Genomic DNA, 15,116 nt, shown 5'->3' on the forward strand with positions numbered 1-15,116 from the left:
GACCATGGGCAATACGCCGCGTCATTTCCTCGATCTCACCGAGATGCCGGTGGAGGAGCTGCGCAACGTGCTGGCGCTGTCCAGCGCGATGAAGAAGACCTTGAAGGCGCGCGAGCCGGCGAAGAAGCCGCTCGAGGGCAAGGTGCTGGCGATGATCTTCGACAAGCCGTCGACGCGCACGCGCGTGTCGTTCGACGTCGGCATGCGCCAGCTCGGCGGCGAGGCGATCATGCTGACCGGCACCGAGATGCAGCTCGGCCGCGGCGAGACCATCGCCGACACCGCGCGCGTGCTGTCGCGCTATGTCGACGCCATCATGATCCGCATCCTCAGCCATGAGGCGCTGCTCGAGCTTGCCGCGCATGCCACCGTGCCCGTGATCAACGGCCTGACCCGGCGCTCGCATCCCTGCCAGGTGATGGCCGACGTGATGACCTTCGAGGAGCATCGCGGCTCCATCGAGGGCCGCACCGTGGCCTGGACCGGCGACGACAACAACGTGCTGGCCTCCTGGGCCCATGCCGCCGAGCGCTTCAAGTTCCGGCTCAACGTCGCCACCCCGCCGCAGCTGTCGCCCGGCAAGCCGATGAAGGATTTCATCCGCGCCACCCGGGCCGACATCCATCTCGGCCACGATCCGGAAGTCGCTGTCGCCGGCGCCGACTGCGTCGTCACCGACACCTGGGTGTCGATGGGCGACAAGGATGGCGAGCATCGGCACAATTTGCTCAAGCCCTATCAGGTCAATTCCAAGTTGATGTCGCTGGCGAAGCCCGAGGCGCTGTTCATGCACTGCCTGCCGGCCCACCGCGGCGAGGAGGTCACCGACGAGGTGATCGACGGCCCGCAGTCGGTGGTGTTCGACGAAGCCGAGAACCGCCTGCATGCGCAGAAGGGCATCTTGGCCTGGTGCTTCGGCGAGCGGGCTTAGGGTTCGACGGCGCAATTTCACCGGTGTCGTCCCGGCCTTGAGCCGGGACCCATACCGCGTGATCGAACTGATTTGCAGCTGTGGCCGTTGCTCGGCGTAGTTGGAGCGATCGTGGTTCGTCGGTTACGGCTTAGCGTCGGCGACTACCACCGGCGTTCCTCGATAGCATCCGCGGTATGAGTCCCGGCTCAACGCCGGGACGACAGCCTGGGATGCCCTTCCATTCGTTTCAATCATCCCCAAATACGCCCCATGACAACCAATCCCCCCGACACCGACATCAACCTCGATACCAGCCGCGCCCCCTCGGCGGTGCCGGTCGACGACGCCGTGCTGCCGTTCGAGGTCGCGGCGCTCGATCTGCGTGGGCGACTGACCCGCATGGGCCCGGCGCTCGACGACATTCTCACCAAGCACGCTTATCCCGCGCCCGTGGGCAAGCTGCTCGGCGAGGCCATCGTGCTGACGACCTTGCTCGGCTCCGCGCTGAAATTCGACGGCCGCTTCATCCTGCAGACCCAGACCGACGGCCCGGTGTCGTTCCTGGTGGTCGACTTCCAGGCACCCGATCGCCTGCGTGCCTATGCCCGCTTCGACGAAGCCCGGCTGGCGGAGGCCAAGGATTCCGGCGGCCTGCTCGGCAAGGGGCATCTGGCGATGACCATCGACCAGGGCGCCGACATGAGCCGCTACCAGGGGCTGGTCGCGCTCACCGGCGGCAGCCTGGAGGAGGCCGCTCATGAATACTTCCTGCGCTCCGAGCAGATCCCGACCCGCGTGCGCCTCGCCGTCGGCGAGGAGTGGAGCGGCGGCAAGCACCGCTGGCGTGCCGGCGGCCTCCTGACGCAATTTTTGCCGCAGGCGCCGGAGCGCTTGCGCCAAGCCGACCTGCATCCCGGCGATGCGCCCGAAGGCACCGAGCTGCATGCGATCGAGGAGGACGAGGCCTGGGTCGAGGGCCAGTCGCTGGTCGCGACCGTCGAGGATATCGAGCTGATCGATCCCGCGCTGTCGGGCGAGCGGCTGCTGTATCGCCTGTTCCATGAGCGCGGCGTGCGCGTGTTCGACCTCGTGCCGCTGCAGGCGCGCTGTTCCTGCTCGCGCGATGCGGTTGCCAACATGCTGAAGAGCTTCTCGCCCCAGGACCGCGCCGACATGGTCAAGGACGACAAGGTCGTCGTCACCTGCGAGTTCTGCTCCTCGGTCTATCACTTCACCCCGCACGAAGCCGGCGTGACGGAGAACTGACTCTGTTGCGCTCGCTCCGCGCGTCGTACCGATCGTGGTCGAGCGACAACCCTCCGTACGTCATCGCGAGCGCAGCGACGCGATCCGCAGTCGCTTCGACAGTTCTGGATCGCGTCGTCGCTTCGCTCCTCGCGACGACGCTTGATAGGCTGCGTCGCACGGCATCGGAGAAAACGTCGGGAGTTCGTGTGCGCCGGCGATCTCGATTAGTTCGTTGTTGAAAATCGGCTTTCTCGCTGATCGACGCCACATCCATGCCCGTCGCGTTGATTGGTCGCAGCAACAAACCGCTTGTGCCGTCGGGCAAATCACTGGCACATTTCCGCGCGTCTTGCTGCCGCCCGAGGGGCGTTTCGCGACCGTCACGGACCGTTGGCAGCGGGATGCGATGGGCGTGCATGGCCGCAGCGTAGTCAGTCTGCGCGGACGAACGGCGATGCACGTACGGTCAAGTCGCGCGGTCCTGATATCCCGATGCTGATATCAACTCACGCTGAAGCTCCGCTTCGCGTTGAGGATGGTGGCCAACAAGCCCGGCGCACCAGGGAGAACGCGAAGCAGCCGTTAAAACCGTCGCGCAGGGAGGGCCGGGTCGTTCCGGCTGGACCTGTGGTACCTGCCGCCTGCATTTTTTTTCTGCAGGCGGGCCGCAGGCCTCAGCCGAGGCCCGGCCTTCCCTGCGCCCTCTATTTGCAGAGGGCGGGTGAATGGACAAGGCTCGGGCGCGGGATGCGTCGCGAGAACGATTTCGTGCGGCGCGGGTGCAGGATCTGTCGTATTGCAGCACAAGAGACAGCGAGCAGACGAGACTTGGGGCAGTCGGACTGCATGCCTTCTCAGCTAGTTCAACACCCGCTTGCCCTCGGGGCTGTCGAGCGAGAAGGCCGGCACGGCGATGTCGAAGTGCTCGCCGCTCTCGCTCTCCATTTGATACGAGCCGGCCATGAAGCCGGACGCGGTGGTGAGCGGGACACCGGAGGTGTATTCGAAGCGCTCGCCCGGCGCGAGCACCGGCTGCTCGCCGACCACGCCCTCGCCGCGGACCTCCTGCTGCCGGCCGATCCCATCGGTGATGATCCAGTGCCGGCTGCGCAGCCGCACCGTCTCCTCCCCGCTGTTGGTGATGACGACGGTATAGGACCAGAACCAGCGGCCATCGGCCACCGACGACTTCTCAGGCAGGAAGTTCGGTTCGACGGTCACTTCGATGTGGCGAGTCACGGCGCGATACATGGTGGCATTGTAGCGGAAACCCGCGCCGGAACCAATCGCGACGCCATCGTGCTTTCAACACAGTTCCGCATTATGGCACAAGAATCGCGGACTTTGTCGGCCGTACGCGCGATCCGTTCCTTGGACTCGGATCGGGCGCGGCAGGCAGCACCCTGGGGGCGATCGACCTGTCCTGCGTCGTGCGATCGCCCACCAACCGTCCGCCAAGGTCGAAAAACTGGGCGCGGCCCAGCTGATAAGTCCTTCATCGCTTGCGTAAAATCTGCGCAGCCCTACATTTCCCCTGCCGGGCCTCGAAGGCTGGCAGCCTTGACGCGGTGCCTGATGACGTCGATTGTCGATCGCCCTGCCGGACCGTCCGCCCCCGCCGCCAGCGCCGCACCCGCGCCGGCTGCGGAGACTGCCGCCGCGGCGAGCGCGGCTGCATCTGCATCTGCCGTCGCGGCGGCGCCGGCCGTCACCGCTGCACCCGGCACCACCGCTGCTCCTGCGATCACCTTCCCGGCGGTCGGCGAGCGCGAGCTGCGGCTCGACCTGTTTCGCGGGCTGGCGCTCTGGCTGATCTTCATCGACCACCTGCCGCCGAACCTGCTGACCTGGTTCACGATCCGCAACTACGGCTTCTCCGACGCCACCGAGATCTTCATCTTCATCTCCGGCTACACGGCGGCATTCGTCTATGGCCGGGCGATGCAGGATGCCGGCTTCATCGTCGCCACCGCGCGCATCCTGCGCCGCGTCTGGCAGATCTACGTCGCCCACGTCTTCCTGTTCACGATCTTCCTTGCCGAGATCTCCTACGTCGCGACCAGCTTCGAGAACCCGCTCTACACCGAAGAGATGGGGATCATGGACTTTCTCAAGCAGCCGGACGTGACGATCGTGCAGGCGCTGATCCTGCGCTTCCGCCCCGTCAACATGGACGTGCTGCCGCTCTACATCGTGCTGATGCTGTTCCTGCCGCTGATCCTGTGGCTGATGCGCTGGCGTCCTGACGTCACGCTCGGGCTCTCGGTCGTTCTCTACGCACTCACCTGGGAGCTCGATCTCTATCTGACGGCCTATCCGAACGGCTTCTGGGCGTTCAACCCGTTCGCCTGGCAGCTCCTGTTCGTGTTCGGGGCCTGGTGCGCGCTCGGGGGCGCCCAGCGCATGTCGCGCATCATCAACTCACCGATCACGCTCGGGCTCTGCGTCGCCTATCTGGTCGCGGCCTTCTGCGTGACCCTGACCTGGTACATTCCGCAGCTCGGCCATCTGATGCCGCGCCGAATCGAGCAGTGGATGTATCCGATCGACAAGACCGACCTTGACGTGTTGCGTTTCGCGCATTTTCTCGCACTCGCAGCACTCACCGTGCACTATTTGCGCAAGGATTGGCCGCTCTTGAAGTCGCCGTGGCTGCGTCCGCTGATTGTTTGTGGGCAACACTCGCTCGAGATCTTCTGTCTTGGCGTGTTTCTGGCGTTTGCGGGCCACTTCGTCCTTGCCGAAGTGTCCGGCGGCGCCATGATGCACGCGGTGATCAGCCTTTGCGGCATCCTCATCATGTGGGGGGTGGCGTCGTTGATTTCGTGGTACAAGCGTGAGGCCGATAAGGGGGCCGCGCGAAAAGGTGCGCGCAGCAACGCCGATCTGGCGGGAGGGGGCTGATGAAGTCCGTCTCGTGGTTAAGGTTGGGTATCGCAGCGCTGGCTGTTTCGCTGGCGGCCTCCGCGCGCGCGGAAGACGCGCCGCAGAACTGCGAGGTGCCGGCCTACCTGCTGACAACCGAGAGCCCGCTCCCGAAGGTTGCAGACGCCGTCAAGAATGGCCGCACGCTGGATATTCTCGTCGTCGGAAGCCGCTCATCCTCCATTGTCAGCACCTCCGACGCAAATGCCTACCCCGCCCGTCTGCAGGCGGCGCTGAAGGACAAGCTGCCGGCCGTCACCGTCAATCTCAGCGTCGAGCTGCAGCCCAAGAAGACGGCCGAGGAGGTCGCGGGCAATCTCGTTAAACTGGTGGAAGGAAAACGGCCTAATTTGGTCATCTGGCAGACCGGCACGGTCGACGCCATGCGGTCGATCGATCCTGATGAGTTCCGGCAGGCGGTCGACGACGGTGTGGCGACGCTGCAGAAGGCGGGAGCTGACGTCGTCTTGATGAACCTGCAATACAGTCCGCGGACGGAAACATTGATCTCCGTGCCGCCCTATGTCGACAACATGCGTGTGGTGGCGCAGCAGCGCGACATCCCGCTGTTCGATCGGTTTGCCATCATGCGGCAGTGGAACGAGCAGGGCGATTTCGACCTGTTCAATCCGACGCACGGGGTCGAGCTGGCCAGGCAGGTTCATGACTGCATCGGCCGGGCGCTGTCGAAGTTCATCATCGACGCGGCGCATATCGGGCCGGCGCAGCAGAACTAGGATTATGTCGTTCATGACGTCGAATGAGTGTCACCGCGTATCCGGGACATGGGAGAAGCTTTCGGCCGTTGCGGTCATTGCCATCGCCCTCGCGCTGAGCCCGCAGAAGGTACGGGCGCAGAGCGCAGCGCCGGCTGCACCCGCCGCGCTTTCCGATGTGGAGAGCTCCGGTCCGAAGCCTCCGTTGATCAGCGAGCTGCGACCGAGCATCGGTCACATCACATTGGCGCAGGCGAACGATCAGATGCGCGGGCCGATCGCCGCGGTGCGCCCGGCGGCCACGACCTCGCCGCCCGCGGCGACGACCGCGCCGGCCATGACCGATGCACAGCCGCCGGCTGCAGCCGGGCAGGCCGTCGCGGCCACGCCGCCGCAATCGCGCAGCATCACCGAGCGGGCGATCGACAAGGTCAAGCAGGTCGCCAAATCGGCCACCGACATCTTCAACCGCGTGCCGTGCCTGCCGCCGAAGGGTGTCGCCAAGAAGAACTTCATTTCGCTGCCGCACGTCGCCAACAAGCTCGCCTCCGGCCTGCCGGTCGTGATCGTCGCCTTCGGCTCATCGTCGACGCAGGGCTTTGGCGCGAGCGCGCCGGACTACACCTATCCGAACCGGCTCGCCGCGCAGTTGCGCCGGCAATATCCCATGGTCGACATCAGCGTCATCAATGCCGGCGTCGGCGGCGAGGATGCGCCGGAGATGATGAAGCGACTGGAGACGTCGGTGATCGACCGGCGTCCGGATCTCGTGATCTGGCAGGTCGGCACCAATGCCGTGCTGCGCGATCTCGATCCGGCCGAGACCGCCAGGCTGGTCGAGGATGGCGTCGCCAAGATCCAGGCGGCGGCCTCCGATGTCGTGCTGGTCGACCTGCAATATTCGCCGCGCGTCAACGAGCGCTCGGAGAACGCCAGCCGCATGAACAAGCTGCTCGGGCGTATTGCCGAGCTGCATCACGCCGGCATCTTCCCGCGCTTCGAGGTGATGCGCGACTGGCACGAGCGCCAGGCGATCCCGATCAACGAGTTCGTGATCTCGGACGGCCTGCACATGAGCGATTGGGGCTATGCCTGCTTCGCCCAGTTGCTCGGCGACGACATCATCCGCTCGGTCGGCCAGGTCAAGCTCGGCATCAACGCACCGGCCGAGGTGCCGACCTATCGGCCGATGTGATCGAGCGCGAGTGGGAAACAGCGAGTAGCGAATAGGGAAAGAGATCCTACTACTCGCTACTCTCTATTCGCCATTCGCTACGCCGCGCTGAGGGCGGCGTCGAGATCCTCGATCAGATCGTCGGCATGCTCGAGTCCGGCGGAGAAGCGGATGAAGCCCTCGCTGATGCCGAGCTCGGCGCGCGCCTCCGGCGTCAGCCGCTGATGCGTCGTCGTCGCCGGGTGCGTGACCAGCGTCTTGGCGTCGCCGAGATTGTTGGAGATGCGCGCGAGCTTCAGGCCGTTGAGCGTACGGAACGCAGCCGCCTTGCCGCCCTTGACCTCGAAGCCGACCAGGGTCGAGCCGGCGCGCATCTGCTTGCGGACGGTTGCCGCCTGCGGATGGTCCTCGCGGCCCGGATAGATCAGCCGCGAGATCTTCCGATGCGCGGCGAGGAAGTCGGCCACCTTCGCCGCCGTCTCGGTCTGCGCGCGCACGCGCACCGCCAGGGTCTCCAGGCCCTTGAGCAGGACCCAGGCGTTGAACGGCGAGATCGACGGGCCGGTCTGGCGCATGAAATTGTGGATGTGCTCGGCGATGAACGCCTCCGACGACAGGATCACACCGCCGAGGCAGCGGCCTTGGCCGTCGATGTGCTTGGTCGCGGAATACACCACGACGTCAGCGCCGAGCGCGAGCGGGCTCTGCCAGATCGGGGTGGCGAACACGTTGTCGACGATCAGCCGCGCGCCATGGGCGTGCGCGATCTCGGCGATGGCGGGGATGTCCATCACGTCGAGCGTCGGATTGGTCGGGCTCTCCAGGAAGAACGACTTGGTGTTGGGTCTGACCGCCTTCTGCCATTGGTCGAGGTCGAGCCCATCGACCAGGGTCGACTCGATGCCGTAGCGCGGCAAGAGATCCTCGACCACGTAGCGGCACGAGCCGAACAGCGCCTTGGCCGCGACAACGTGGTCGCCGGCACGGAGGGGAGCCAGGATTGCCGTGGTGACCGCGGCCATGCCGGTTGCGGCCGAGCGGCAGGCCTCGGCGCCCTCGAGCTCGATCATGCGGCGCTCGAACATCGCCGTGGTGGGATTGGAGAAGCGCGAATAGATGAAGCCGGGATCCTCGCCCTTGAAGCGCGCCTCGCATTCCTCGGCGGTGGCGTAGACGAACCCTTGGGTGAGATAGAGCGCCTCGGCGGTCTCGCCGAATTCGGAGCGCAAGGTGCCGGAATGCACCAGCCTCGTTTCGGGACGATAGTGGGCGAACGACGCCGGCGCCTTCGCGGGGGACTTCGACATGTGACCTCCATCGTGGCCACCGCCTCGGGCGATGGGCACAAAAAAACCGGCCTGGGAAAACTCCTCACGGCCGGGATCACAATCGTCCCCGGCCTGTTTAGCGACTTATTTAACGTGGCTGCAAGCCGGCCGGCTCAAATCACCACGGGATAAGTCGTGCTCATAGTCGCAACCGGCCTTTCCGTCAAGCCAGCCATCGGATAACCGGTCAAAAGACCCTATATTGGCTCCATAAGCCGCCGTTCCGGCGCCTGCAAAGGATCAGGTCTTGCCGTTTTCGCTCAGCCCCGACGCCCACGGCATCCTCCCCGATCGCATGATCGTGGCGATGACGGAGGCTGGCCTGATCATCCCCGAATATGATTTCGTCGAGAGCCAGATCCAGCCGGCGAGCCTCGATCTGCGGCTCGGCGACGTCGCCTATCGCGTGCGTGCGAGCTTCCTGCCCGGGCCGGGCGCGACGGTCGCCGAGCGCATCGACGAGCTCAAGCTGCACGAATTCGCACTTGCCGACGGCGCGGTGCTGGAGACCAACTGCGTCTACATCGTACCGCTGTTGGAGAGCCTGGCGCTGCCCAAGGACATCGTCGCGGCCGCCAATCCGAAAAGCTCGACCGGGCGGCTCGACGTGTTCACCCGCGTGATCGCCGACGGCACGCGACGCTTCGACATGATCGGCGCGGGCTATCACGGCCCGCTCTATGCCGAGATCAGCCCGAAGACGTTCCCGGTCCTGCTGCGCGAGGGCTCGCGCCTGTCCCAGGTTCGCTTCCGCTATCGCGACGCGGTCCTGTCGGAGGACGAACTGATCGCGCTGCACCAGGCCGAGCGACTGGTGGATCGCGACGATGCCGATCTCACCGGCGGCGTCGCGCTTTCCGTCGACCTGTCCGGCAGCAATGCGAACGGCAATGTCGGCTATCGCGCCAAGCGCCACACCGGCGTCGTCGACGTCGACCGCCGCGCCGGCTATCCGGTCGAGGAGTTCTGGGAGCCGATCAAGGCACGTCCCGACGGCAGCCTCATTCTCGATCCCGGCGAGTTCTACATCCTGGCCTCCAAGGAGGCCGTGCAGGTGCCGCCGGACTATGCCGCGGAGATGGTGCCGTTCGATCCGCTGGTCGGTGAATTCCGTGTTCATTACGCCGGCTTCTTCGATCCCGGCTTCGGCTATGCCGGCGCCGGCGGGCAGGGCTCGCGCGCGGTGCTAGAGGTGCGCTCGCGCGAGGTGCCGTTCATCCTCGAGCACGGCCAGATCGTCGGCCGTCTCGTCTACGAGAAGATGCTGGCGCGGCCGAATGCGATGTATGGCAGCCGCATCGGCTCCAACTACCAGGCCCAGGGCCTGAAGCTCTCCAAGCATTTCCGTCTCTGAGCGCGGCTGCGTCTGCCGCGCACCCCCAATGCGCCTGCCGCACAGGGCGCGCGCCAGCGCCGTGCTAGGAAAGCGAGAGCAATCGAACGATAACACGGCCGCGGCCTGCGCGGCCGAGCGGGGAGCTGAGATGTCCGAGATCGGCCTGGCCGACAATCCGGTCGGCGAGGGGCGTGCGTTGCCGCCCCCCGAGAAGCCGGTCCGGAATAAGCTCGTCGACGGACCCATCCTGCGCACCCTGCTGTCGCTGGCCTGGCCCAACATCATCGCGAACACGGCCGGCACCTGCGTCGTCATCGCCGAGACCTCCTATATCGGCCGGCTCGGTATCGAGGCGCTGGCGGCGATGGCGCTGGTGTTTCCGCTGGTGATCCTGACCATGACGATGTCCGGCGGCGCGATGGGCGGCGGCGTGGCCTCGGCGATCGCGCGCTCGCTCGGCGCCGGCGACGCCGAGCGGGCCTCGACGCTCGCCACGCACGCGCTGCTGATCGCGCTATTGTTCGGCGCGACCTTCATGATCGGCATGCTGGCGTTCGGCCCTGCCTTGCTGGAGGTGCTCGGCGGCCGCGGCGCGGTGCTGAGCCATGCCACGGCCTATCTGCAGATCTTCTTCGGCGGCGCGATCCTGCCCTGGCTGATGAACTCGATGGCTGGCATCCTGCGCGGCACCGGCAACATGAAGCTGCCGTCGTTCATGATCCTCAGCTCGGCGCTGCTGCAGATCGTATTGGGCGGCACGCTCAGCCTGGTCCTCGGGCTCGGCATGCGCGGCGTCGCCGCCGGCGCGCTGCTGGCGTTCTGCGTCAGCATCTCGGTGATGGGCTGGTACCTGTTCTCCGGCCGCGCGCGCGTGCGGCCGAAGCTGCGGGGCCTGAAGATCAGCGGCGCGATGTTCGCCGACATTCTCAAGGTCGGCGCCGTCGCCTGCTTCTCGCCGCTGCAATCCGTGCTGTCGATCGCGATCTTCACGCATATGCTGGCGTCGTTCGGCACCGCCGTGCTCGCCGGCTACGGCATCGGCGCGCGGCTCGAGTTCATGATGACCACGGTCGCATTCTCCGTCGGCATGGCCTCGGTGCCGATGGTCGGCATGGCGATCGGTGCGGGGAGAATCGCGCGCGCCCGCCGCATCGCCTGGACGGCGGGACTGGTGTCGTTCGCGTCGGTGGGCGCGCTGTCGACGCTGATCGCGATCGTCCCGCAATTGTGGGTCGACATCTTCACCCAGGACGAGAGCGCGCGCAGCGCGGGCCGGCACTATCTCCAGGTCGCGGCGCCGATGTATGCCTTCATCGGCCTGGCGATCTCGATGTATTTCTCCTCGCAGGGCGCCGCCAGGGTGCTCGGTCCGGTGCTGGCACAGACGGTGCGGCTGGTGTTCATCGCTGCGGGTGGCAGCTATCTGCTGAGCCGTGCCGCGACCGAGGGCGACTTCTTCATGCTGGCGGCGTCCTCGATGGTCCTGCTCGGGGTGCTGACGCTCGCCAGCTTCATGCTCACCCGCTGGGGCCCGAAGCCGGCCGCAGCGCTGGAGCTGCGCCCGGCCGTGCTGACGGCCGGACGCGGCCTTGACTCGCGCGGGCCGCCGCCGGCGCGTATCGGCTGAGCCGCTATCCGCGCAGCCTGCCCAACGTGTCCTGCATCGCGCGCGCGCCGAGCTCCATCTGCTGATCGATATAGGGCGCGATCTCGTGCGGCAGCACGTCGGTGGTCCAGATCACCCGGCAGCGCTCCTCTCCTTCCGGGATGATCTGAAACGACGCACTGTGCTGGCTGATGCGTTCGTTCTTGATGGCATAGACGAGGCGCCGGCGTTGATCGTTGCAGTCGACCAGCTGCTCGCGCACCACGCTGCCGTTGGCGAAGCTGACAATGCGGACGTCGCCGTCGAGCGTGGTGCCGGTGACGAAGCCGGGCGCCACCCTGGTATGAACAGCGCCGAAATCCCGCACTGCGTCCCACACTGCACCCGCCGGGGCTGCGATCGGAATGTCCTTCTGGATGGATGCCATGGCGCCGACCTCACGGACACACGGCTTCGATGTTGTTGCCGTCGGGATCGATCAGGAAGGCGGCGTAGTAGGTCGGACTGTAGTCCGCGCGCGGCCCGGCGCCGCCATTGTCGCTGCCGCCGGCCTTCAGCCCCTCGCTGTGGAATCTGGCGACGGCCGCGTGGTCCTGGGCGCGGAACGCGATATGAGCGGCGCCCTTGCTGGCGCCCTTGTCGACATACAGCCACAGCGCCGGCTCCCCCTTCGGGCCGATGCCCGCCGACGCCTCGTCCTTGGAGCAGAGGATGTGGCCGAGCGGCGCCAGCGCCGATGTGTAGAAGCGGACGCTGGCGTCCAGATTGCCGACCTTGAGGCCGATATGATCGTACATCGATGATCTCCATGCTTCGCATGCGGCTGCCGCACGCGCTGGGATCATCCAATCAATGGCGGCTCAGATGGTCTTGGAGAATCTTGCGCTCGCCGCGCGAGGCCTTGCGAAACTTCGCCGGCGACACGCCGGCAGCGCGCGCGAAGGTGCGGGTGAAATTCGACAGATCGGCAAAGCCCGAATCATAGGCGATGGTGGTGACCGGCGTGTCCTCCTCGCTGAGACGCCGCGCGGCGCGCCGCAAGCGGGAGCGGATCAAATATTGATGCGGCGTCACGCCGATCGTCGCCGCGAACAGCCGCAGGAAATGGAACGGGCTGACGCCGGCTTCGTGCGCCGCAGCCGCCAGGTCGATGTCGCGCTCCGCATTGTCGTCGATCCACAATGCGCTCTCCACCGCGCGCCGGCGATCGCGCAGGCTCGGCGTCGCCGCCCGTTCCTGCCGGCCCGTGGCGGTCGCGACGAAGCGGCTGGCGATGATCTGTCCAACCTCGTCCAGACCGAGGTCCTGCTCGCGCGCGGCGACGGCCTGCGCGAGCTCACCGAGGACCATGAGCTCCGGCAGCGGCGGCATCGCGCCAGCCCGCCAGGCCTGGCTGTCGCAGCCGATCTCGTCGATGAGCGCATCATCGAAGAAGAATGACAGGCATTCGTCGCCGCAGACGTGATCGTGCGTGCACATGAACTCATCGCCGGGATGGCCCACCAGCAGCGAGCCGGTGACCAGCTCGAAGAAGCGGCCGCGGTGCCGGCAGCCGAAGCTGCCCTTGCGCACATAGGACAGCGAGTAGCCGGCATACTGCTCGACATAGGGACGCTCGCCAGGGACCGCTGCACAGCGGAACTCGGACACGGTGACGTCGCGGCTTTCGAACAGGATGGTGGTGGTCATCCTGTAAATCTAGCGCATTGCGGCGGAAAGAGGAGGGCGTCGTGCGAGATAATATCGCGCGACGCGCGAAGGCGGGCTTACAATGCGCGCGGCCTGTCGATGGCGAGAAACGCGTCGAACAACGTCAGGCCCGCATGAGGCTTTGCGCCTTCGAGCGACAGCAGCCGACGCTTGGAGACGATGCCGCTGTTGGGCGACGGCTTGTCGAGTCCGTTGCCGATGTCACGCACGCGGTGACAGGGAACGATCAGCACGAGCGCATTCCTACTCAGCGCCTGCGCGATCGAATTTAGCGCCTTGGGAACGTGCAGTTCGTCTGCGATCGCGTCGGCGGTGCGCGTCTCGCCGCGCGGAATGGCGCGAATGCAATCATAGACGCGCTGGTTGAAGGGCGTGACGCCGTCGAGGTCGAGCGCAACGTCGGAGAAGTCGACGTCCTGCCCGCGCAGCATGGCCGCGATGCCTTCGATGGCGAGTTCAGTATTCGAACACGGGCGCTGCTCCCGTGCGTCGGGAAACTGGCGAAACAGGCGCCGCCGCGTCTCGATTTCCCGTGCTTCCGGCAATTGTACGCCGGTGATTCCGACATCGCTCCACGCAATGCCGCAACGGCCGAGGGCCGTATCAAAGATCGTATACCCACGCCCCATGACGCCACCCCAACCCACACCACATCATATCATCGTCACGATCGCCCGCATCAACTTTGTTTACAAAGTGTTAACAGCGTGACCTGACCGGGGCGGGTTTGCCCTGATTTGGGTGATGGTTGTCAAGCGTTGCGTTGCGATCCCGCGTCTGCGATCTCTGTCATCGCAACGCGATCGCGGGAGGAGGCGCTGCGCGCGGGCGACGCGCGATCGGCCAAGCCGCTACGGCCGGCTCACCAATGCAGGGCCATCGCCAGCAAAATCAGGATCATGCGCGAGCCACAGTTCGAGCAGGCTCAGGAAGGTCACGGCGATCCCGATGGCGATGCTGACATGCATCGCCGACGTATGCACGAACCCGAGCAGCCAGGGCGCTGCTATCAGCCACACGCCAAGCGCGACCTTCAGCCACTCCTCCCAATCGGCAAACGCAAGAAGGCCGCCGAGCGAGAGCACGATGACGGCAGCCCCCGCCAACTCAGCGTTGATGCGGCCGACGCTGCCGACGAAGCCGAACAGCCAGGGCGCGACGGCCAGGAACAGACCGCAGCCGAGGGTGTAAAGGTCGAGCGCCGACGGACCCGACATGACGGCGAGGGCTTTCGAGGGGGCGGTCTGAGACGCGGGGCTGTGGCTTTGCATGGTGTGAGCTCCCAGGACCTTCACGGCGTGGCGAAACAGGGAGAGGCGCCGCTTCCAACGGGCAAAAGCGCGATCGGCCCGATCCGTTCCGGAGCCCGCGGTTGCGGCCGATCACGATCGGGAGATCAGGCCGGTGGTCGAACTCTTGCGTCTGCCCCCCGCGGCCTTGGCGGTCTCGCGGCAACAAGCCGCTTGGCGAAACGCATGGTCTCGGCTAAGCATTGGCGAGCGCGGGCGTAGTTCAATGGTAGAACGGCAGCTTCCCAAGCTGCATACGAGGGTTCGATTCCCTTCGCCCGCTCCAATGCCTAGCCAAAAAGACGAGAACTGCCAGGCATCAATAGGCACCGCTGTTTTCCGATTCTTTGCTGTCCAGGGAAGGACAGTTAGCGAGGCTAAGAGATCATCCTGGGATGAGCGGTGGCAATAGGCAGTTGGCCCTCGGAAAATGATCGGTTCTAGGTCATTTCTTTCTGCAGCAATCTGCACATGCACCACCGACCGACGTATTTGGAGGGCAAAAGCACCAATCGCAGTCAACCGACTTATTGCAGACAAGTGTGGGCTTACCACACTGCTGATGTTCAGCCGGTTCGCAATGTAACCCCCCGCCTGCTTCACCCGAGGGAAGGCACTCCCAGGTATGCACTGTCCAGCAGTTTAGATATTCCAAATGGCAGTTCTTGTTTAGTTTTGAGGTAGCTTGCTGGTAGTGCATCCATTGTTTTTTCGTTAGGGATATCTTCTGCGCATTTCCTGCCGTTGCAAGCAATAGGATCGCGCTCAGTGCTATGATTATCGCTCGCATTGACCAGTGCTCCGGCAATCAACGTGGGATTGTAATATCAAAACAACTAGCGCGCATATTGATCTGTATCAACCAAGCCAC

14 protein-coding genes, 1 tRNA gene and 1 riboswitch are annotated in these 15,116 nt (G+C 65.3%); of the genes, 8 read left to right on the forward strand and 7 right to left on the reverse strand.

Annotated elements, in window-relative coordinates:
- Positions 1-4 precede the first annotated feature (4 nt).
- Both argF and QX048_RS19090 read left to right on the forward strand, forming a co-directional pair.
- Positions 5-931: an ornithine carbamoyltransferase gene (argF, locus tag QX048_RS19085; RefSeq protein WP_315717175.1), complete on the forward strand. Its 927-nt coding sequence runs from the start codon at positions 5-7 to the stop codon at positions 929-931.
- A gap of 252 nt (positions 932-1,183) precedes the next feature.
- A complete protein-coding gene (locus QX048_RS19090; RefSeq protein ID WP_315717144.1) occupies positions 1,184-2,179 on the forward strand; it encodes an Hsp33 family molecular chaperone in 996 nt (331 codons plus the stop codon).
- 840 nt (positions 2,180-3,019) lie between these two features.
- Here the strand turns inward: QX048_RS19090 and apaG are convergent.
- The gene (gene apaG / locus QX048_RS19095; RefSeq protein ID WP_315717145.1) at positions 3,020-3,412 is read right to left on the reverse strand and encodes a Co2+/Mg2+ efflux protein ApaG; all 393 of its coding nucleotides are present in this window, start codon (positions 3,410-3,412) and stop codon (positions 3,020-3,022) included.
- 324 nt (positions 3,413-3,736) lie between these two features.
- On the opposite strand from apaG, the gene QX048_RS19100 reads away from it, so the two are divergent.
- The 3 genes from QX048_RS19100 to QX048_RS19110 are packed head-to-tail and all read left to right on the forward strand — an operon-like array spanning position 3,737 to position 6,997.
- Positions 3,737-5,065, forward strand: coding sequence for an OpgC domain-containing protein (locus QX048_RS19100; protein ID WP_315827958.1), 1,329 nt, complete (start codon positions 3,737-3,739; stop codon positions 5,063-5,065).
- Positions 5,065-5,823: an SGNH/GDSL hydrolase family protein gene (locus tag QX048_RS19105; protein WP_315717147.1), complete on the forward strand. Its 759-nt coding sequence runs from the start codon at positions 5,065-5,067 to the stop codon at positions 5,821-5,823. Before QX048_RS19100 ends, QX048_RS19105 begins: the two co-directional genes overlap by 1 nt.
- Before the next feature lie 13 nt (positions 5,824-5,836).
- Positions 5,837-6,997: a GDSL-type esterase/lipase family protein gene (locus tag QX048_RS19110; protein WP_315827959.1), complete on the forward strand. Its 1,161-nt coding sequence runs from the start codon at positions 5,837-5,839 to the stop codon at positions 6,995-6,997.
- Between the two features lie 77 nt (positions 6,998-7,074).
- On the opposite strand, the gene QX048_RS19115 is transcribed toward QX048_RS19110, so the two are convergent.
- Positions 7,075-8,283 carry an O-succinylhomoserine sulfhydrylase gene (locus QX048_RS19115; protein WP_315827960.1) on the reverse strand — a complete coding sequence of 403 codons (1,209 nt, stop codon included), beginning with the start codon at positions 8,281-8,283 and terminating at the stop codon, positions 7,075-7,077.
- A 76-nt stretch (positions 8,284-8,359) separates the two neighbouring features.
- A riboswitch (SAM riboswitch) is annotated at positions 8,360-8,439 on the reverse strand.
- A gap of 112 nt (positions 8,440-8,551) precedes the next feature.
- On the opposite strand from QX048_RS19115, the gene QX048_RS19120 reads away from it, so the two are divergent.
- Positions 8,552-9,658: a 2'-deoxycytidine 5'-triphosphate deaminase gene (locus QX048_RS19120; RefSeq protein ID WP_315827961.1), complete on the forward strand. Its 1,107-nt coding sequence runs from the start codon at positions 8,552-8,554 to the stop codon at positions 9,656-9,658.
- Positions 9,659-9,788: 130 nt separating this feature from the next.
- On the forward strand, positions 9,789-11,267 hold the full coding sequence (locus tag QX048_RS19125; RefSeq protein WP_315827962.1) for an MATE family efflux transporter: 1,479 nt from the start codon (positions 9,789-9,791) through the stop codon (positions 11,265-11,267).
- Positions 11,268-11,271: 4 nt separating this feature from the next.
- Here QX048_RS19125 and QX048_RS19130 read toward each other — a convergent pair whose 3' ends face one another.
- The 5 genes from QX048_RS19130 to QX048_RS19150 form a co-directional block, all read right to left on the reverse strand.
- Positions 11,272-11,673, reverse strand: coding sequence for an SRPBCC family protein (locus tag QX048_RS19130; RefSeq protein ID WP_315827963.1), 402 nt, complete (start codon positions 11,671-11,673; stop codon positions 11,272-11,274).
- A gap of 10 nt (positions 11,674-11,683) precedes the next feature.
- The gene (locus tag QX048_RS19135; RefSeq protein WP_315751247.1) at positions 11,684-12,043 is read right to left on the reverse strand and encodes a VOC family protein; all 360 of its coding nucleotides are present in this window, start codon (positions 12,041-12,043) and stop codon (positions 11,684-11,686) included.
- 52 nt (positions 12,044-12,095) lie between these two features.
- Positions 12,096-12,935 (reverse strand): AraC family transcriptional regulator, encoded by an 840-nt coding sequence (locus tag QX048_RS19140; protein WP_315827964.1) that lies wholly within the window; start codon positions 12,933-12,935, stop codon positions 12,096-12,098.
- Positions 12,936-13,012: 77 nt separating this feature from the next.
- Positions 13,013-13,585, reverse strand: coding sequence for a methylated-DNA--[protein]-cysteine S-methyltransferase (locus QX048_RS19145; protein ID WP_315827965.1), 573 nt, complete (start codon positions 13,583-13,585; stop codon positions 13,013-13,015).
- A gap of 222 nt (positions 13,586-13,807) precedes the next feature.
- Positions 13,808-14,227: an SPW repeat protein gene (locus QX048_RS19150; protein WP_315827966.1), complete on the reverse strand. Its 420-nt coding sequence runs from the start codon at positions 14,225-14,227 to the stop codon at positions 13,808-13,810.
- A 230-nt stretch (positions 14,228-14,457) separates the two neighbouring features.
- Here QX048_RS19150 and QX048_RS19155 point away from each other — a divergent pair.
- Positions 14,458-14,531 (forward strand) — tRNA-Gly (locus QX048_RS19155).
- Positions 14,532-15,116 lie beyond the last annotated feature (585 nt).

Source organism: Bradyrhizobium sp. SZCCHNS30572 (assembly GCF_032484415.1).
Taxonomy (GTDB): domain Bacteria; phylum Pseudomonadota; class Alphaproteobacteria; order Rhizobiales; family Xanthobacteraceae; genus Bradyrhizobium.